The sequence below is a fragment of the Microbulbifer harenosus genome (assembly GCF_005771435.1).
Taxonomy (GTDB): Bacteria; Pseudomonadota; Gammaproteobacteria; order Pseudomonadales; family Cellvibrionaceae; genus Microbulbifer; species Microbulbifer harenosus.
Map to the genome: position 1 here is coordinate 1 of NZ_VANI01000031.1, position 4213 is coordinate 4213.

Here is a 4213-nt window from a genome sequence, read left to right on the forward strand (position 1 = left end):
CCTCGTTGTATCGCGGCATTGCTCACTCTATGACCGCCCCCTGATACACTATTGGTTGGAAAGTGAGCGCGACATCTATCCTGACACAGGGGGGACCCGCGACAGCCAGTTCTACCCATCCGTCCTAGAGAAGGGCATGCGCTGCGAGCGGGCGTTGCGACTGGCATTGGCTGAGGCCTACGTGCAGGGTGTATCGACACGCAAGATGGCTAAAGTCACTGAGGAGCTGTGCGGCTTGAGCCTGTCATCGACACAGGTAAGCCGGGCAGCCAAGCTGCTCGATGAAGAGCTGGATCACTGGCGTAAACGGGAGCTGGGAAACTACCCCTACCTGTACCTCGATGCGCGTTACGAGAAGGTTCGCCATGGTGGTAGTGTGGTCGATTGTGCAGTGCTGGTGGCGATGGGTGTGAATGATTCAGGCAAACGGGATATCCTGGGTTGTTCGGTTTCCTTGTCGGAGGCAGAGGTTCACTGGAGAGAGTTTCTGCAGTCCCTGGTGCAGCGAGGTTTGCGGGGGATCACGCTGATTGTGAGCGATGCGCACGAAGGGCTCCGCTCAGCGCGCAAGGCGGTCTTCGGCGCTACGCCGTGGCAGCGCTGCCAGTTCCACCTGCAGCAGAATGCGCTGGCATATGTACCACGGCAGGACATGAAACAGAGTATCGCAGGGGAGCTGAAAGCAGTGTTTAACGCACCCAATGCACACGAGGCCAGGCGGTTGCTGGATGCCTTTGTTGGCCGCCACGAAAAGGCTGCGCCCAAGCTCGCGAAGTGGGCTGAGGAAAATGTTCCTGAAGGCTTGGTGGTTTACCAGCTACCAGAAGCGCACCAGAGAAGGTTGCGCACCAGCAATCCCTTGGAGAGGGTCAACCGGGAGCTGAAGCGTCGAACGCGAGTAGCAACGCTGTTCCCAAATGAAGAGTCGTGTCTGCGATTAATCTCCGCCGTAGCGATGGAAATCGCTGAAGAATGGCAGACAGGAAAGACGTATTTAACGATGTGAAATCCGGCGATCAGCTAATCGGGAATTTACAGAAGAAAAGTTGCTTTATCACCAAATACGTACCGTGATGTTCATGGCGATGATGTCAACGATCCAGTGCAACAAGAAATTCAAAATCTACTACGAGCGTCTCAAGACCACCGGCAAGCGGCCAAAGGTAGCCCTGATAGCGTGTATGCGTAAGATGATTGTCATCCTCAACAGCATGGTACGCAACGGGACTTCCAGGGAGGAAAAAATGGTCTAAAAAGTTGACTTGCAGCCATAGTCACTTGTTATGAGTGCCACGCCTCGATGGAGGTAATTGTGTACCTTTTACTCTCATAAATCCTTTCACCGGGGCAAAAATAATCGATGAATACGCCCATGCTATTTGAGCTCTTACTGACCAAATAGCCAACAGTTTTTGGGGCTTCTTCTCTCTTGGGCAGTTCTGTAATGTAGGCCGAAATTTCTTTGCCGCTCTCATCTAAGATAAAGCTTCCGCTCCTAGCCGGTAGACAGCCATTATTGATATCCGGCGGACCAATAATTTCTACCATTGTTGAGCTGCCTTCAGGAGCGATTTTCACCTTAAAACCAAGCTTTAATGCAGAGTCTGGAGAAAGCTCTACCTCTTCAGGGCCTCCGCTAGCATAAGCTGGAACTGCAAGAACCATATTTAGAATGAGTAAAAATCTTCGAATCATGCTCTACTCATAACGCCTGAGTTAAGCCGCGCTGCGTAGTGGCACGGCGTTGTGCTAAACGCTAGCACAAGAAGCCGGGCCACGAAGCAGCGTCGGCTTGAACGAATTGTTAGGTGCCGCGCTCCAGGAGTTGTTTGAGCACCACCGCTTCATTGTGTAATTGATCCTTAGCTGCGTACACAAGAGTGATATCTCCTTGGCGCGAGAGCGATTGAAGCTCGGACCATGCTGGATTGTTCTTCAGCTCAGCGCGGTACCGTTTCTTGAACTCGGACCATTTCTCCGGGTCATGCCCAAACCATTGGCGAAGCTCGGTCGATGGAGCGACCTCTTTGAGCCAGAGATCAATCTTGGCTTTGACCTTGGCCACACCGCGGGGCCAGAGACGATCTACAAGGATCCGTTGACCGTCGTCCTTGGCCGGGGATGCGTAAGCTCGCTTCAACATGACGTTCACGATTCACTCCATGCGGCACCTAACGCCGCCAGCAGGGGCAGCTTGCCTTGTGCGCGTTTTGCGCAAAAATGGGAGCGAAGCGACCTGCGTAAAACGTGCACAAGGTAAGCTGTCCCGCGGAGGGCCGAAGGCCCGGAGCAAACTGCCTGGCATTGTTAATGTGGACAACCAGAGGCTATACCCTACAACTTCTTGACTTCCGCCTCTACAGCGGCATCTACCGACATACCAAAGGCATTTTTTCCTTTTTGGACTGAGCAGTAAACCTCATAACTTTCAGAAGCTTTTAGAGTAATTTGCACTTCAGGATAACCTGAAAAATAACCATTTTGGCAACTCACTTTTATAAGATAAGTTCCCGGATGAAGATCTATCTCTTTAATTGGAGACTTCCAAAAATTTGACTCAAAAACTGCATTGTTGTTTTCGTCGTAAATCCCTTTTAGAAAGGCATTATATTCAGTGCTGAAAAAATTTTTTTTACTATGCCCAAAAAGATGGGCCTTTGACACCTTACTCTCACTAAAAGCATCCATTGCTTTTTCACTTTTTTGCGAAGCGCAGGATACTATCCCTAATAGCAAAAAAAGTAAGACTATAAATCTATTCATAAACTTTCTCTATTTACATTAACGCCGCCGGCAGGGGCAGCTAACCTTGTGCGCGTTTTGCGCGAAAATGGGAGCACAGCGACCCACGCAAAAAGTGCACAAGGTTAGCTGTCCCGCGGAGGGCCGAAGGCCCGTAGCAAACTGCCCGGCCTTGTTAACTGTGATACGACTCATTGAATTTGAGCATCTTCAGGCGGGTAGCAGTTGAATGGGCCATACCAAAGACCACCATTTATCTGTAGATTCATTAGTTCTTCGTTGCCAGGATACCCTTCTTCATCTGAGTCGTAATCCGTGCCCTCTAGATCTAGTTCGAAGGCCGCATATGTATTTACTGGCTTGTAGCAATCTTGAAGTAATTCAGCCTCAACTAATTGTATGGCTTCAATTATGTTTGGAGCACTGAGGAAAACATTTACAAATGCACCAGCACAATCAGGAGGTAACTGTGTACCTTCCATTGGTACTACTTCAACTTCTACTCTGTATAGAATCTTGCTCATACTCTGACTACAGTTAACGCCGCCAGCAGGGGCGGCCAATGCTGTGCACATATTGTGCGAAAATGGGAGCACAGCGACCCGCACAATATGTGCACAGCGTTGGACGTCCCGCGGAGGGCCGAAGGCCCGGAGCATACTGCCTGGCTTTGTTAAATTTAGGGTATGCACTCTAACCACACCCGCTCTTCTGGATGATGCAAAGCTATGCTTTCCAGTGCGTCACTAACGATCTCCGCATCGTTGAGATCTATAGGGTACAAAAAATTGGTAAGGTAAACGCCACCCTCTCTAACCTCAGCCATTTCTTCCTTTGAAAGAACACCTGCACCAACCCATACCGGATATTTACCAGTACGGATTATTTCCTCAAGCTCTTTAAAGCCTTCTTTTGTGGCTACAAATATGACCATAGAAATTTAACGCCCAGCGCAGGCGCAGCCAGCGCGGAGCACATTTTGTGTTAATGTTTGAGCGACAGCGAGTAACACAAAAGGTGCGTAGCGTTGGCTGTCGCTCTGCCGCTGATTGTTATGTTTTTAGGGCTCATAGGTTGCTACCTCGCTGAGCCACCAGTTTAACTTGTCATCGAGCTGCCAGGGCTCAGTTGTTTCAAAGGCTTCTTGTAGCACTTGCGCTTCTGTTTTGACATCCATAGCCTCCACTACTAGATTCCCTCTCTCCCACAGAGTGGCTCTAGCAAGTAACCCATTTCCATCTATTTCAACATAACGAGCTTTAACGGAATCACCTAGTTCTTCTGTGATGAAAACGGCATAGCCTTCAGCTCTAAATATTTTTGATTTGGAATTCTTCCATTCTTCGAGGTATGTGAGCAGCTCATTCATAGTGAAACATAACGCCCGCAGCAGGGGCGACCAATGCTATGCACTTTTTGTGCGAAACTGGGAGCGCAGCGACCCGCACAAAAAGTGCATAGCGTTGGGCGT

Annotated in this window: 7 protein-coding genes and 1 pseudogene; 2 read left to right on the top strand and 6 right to left on the bottom strand. The window is 49.7% G+C overall.

All coding sequences use genetic code 11. The annotated features are described in order from the left end of the window. Together FDY93_RS18990 and FDY93_RS18995 are read left to right on the top strand one after the other, a co-directional pair. Nucleotides 1-1006: IS256 family transposase (locus FDY93_RS18990; protein ID WP_138237334.1), on the top strand; the 1006-nt coding region annotated here is incomplete at its 5' end. A 49-nt stretch (nucleotides 1007-1055) separates the two neighbouring features. Beyond that, nucleotides 1056-1253: pseudogene (locus tag FDY93_RS18995) on the top strand (IS110 family transposase); the annotation flags it as partial. Between the two features lie 28 nt (nucleotides 1254-1281). On the opposite strand, the gene FDY93_RS19000 reads toward FDY93_RS18995, so the two are convergent. The 6 genes from FDY93_RS19000 to FDY93_RS19025 form a co-directional block, all read right to left on the bottom strand. Beyond that, nucleotides 1282-1695: a hypothetical protein gene (locus FDY93_RS19000; protein WP_138237335.1), complete on the bottom strand. Its 414-nt coding sequence runs from the start codon at nucleotides 1693-1695 to the stop codon at nucleotides 1282-1284. Nucleotides 1696-1804: 109 nt separating this feature from the next. After that, a complete protein-coding gene (locus tag FDY93_RS19005) occupies nucleotides 1805-2143 on the bottom strand; it encodes a DUF488 domain-containing protein (RefSeq protein WP_138237340.1) in 339 nt (112 codons plus the stop codon). Between the two features lie 191 nt (nucleotides 2144-2334). Further along, on the bottom strand, nucleotides 2335-2763 hold the full coding sequence (locus FDY93_RS19010; RefSeq protein WP_138237336.1) for a hypothetical protein: 429 nt from the start codon (nucleotides 2761-2763) through the stop codon (nucleotides 2335-2337). A gap of 170 nt (nucleotides 2764-2933) precedes the next feature. Continuing rightward, nucleotides 2934-3266, bottom strand: coding sequence for a hypothetical protein (locus FDY93_RS19015; protein WP_138237337.1), 333 nt, complete (start codon nucleotides 3264-3266; stop codon nucleotides 2934-2936). A 155-nt stretch (nucleotides 3267-3421) separates the two neighbouring features. After that, a complete protein-coding gene (locus FDY93_RS19020; RefSeq protein ID WP_138237338.1) occupies nucleotides 3422-3676 on the bottom strand; it encodes a hypothetical protein in 255 nt (84 codons plus the stop codon). Between the two features lie 126 nt (nucleotides 3677-3802). Continuing rightward, nucleotides 3803-4111: an immunity protein TriTu family protein gene (locus tag FDY93_RS19025; RefSeq protein WP_138237339.1), complete on the bottom strand. Its 309-nt coding sequence runs from the start codon at nucleotides 4109-4111 to the stop codon at nucleotides 3803-3805. Nucleotides 4112-4213 lie beyond the last annotated feature (102 nt).

Bases quoted from the DNA above. Each gene is read 5' to 3' on its own strand.
- FDY93_RS19000 (WP_138237335.1), bottom strand. From the start codon at position 1,695: ATGATTCGAAGATTTTTACTCATTCTAAATATGGTTCTTGCAGTTCCA.
- FDY93_RS19005 (WP_138237340.1), bottom strand. From the start codon at position 2,143: ATGTTGAAGCGAGCTTACGCATCCCCGGCCAAGGACGACGGTCAACGG.
- FDY93_RS19010 (WP_138237336.1), bottom strand. From the start codon at position 2,763: ATGAATAGATTTATAGTCTTACTTTTTTTGCTATTAGGGATAGTATCC.
- FDY93_RS19015 (WP_138237337.1), bottom strand. From the start codon at position 3,266: ATGAGCAAGATTCTATACAGAGTAGAAGTTGAAGTAGTACCAATGGAA.
- FDY93_RS19020 (WP_138237338.1), bottom strand. From the start codon at position 3,676: ATGGTCATATTTGTAGCCACAAAAGAAGGCTTTAAAGAGCTTGAGGAA.
- FDY93_RS19025 (WP_138237339.1), bottom strand. From the start codon at position 4,111: ATGAATGAGCTGCTCACATACCTCGAAGAATGGAAGAATTCCAAATCA.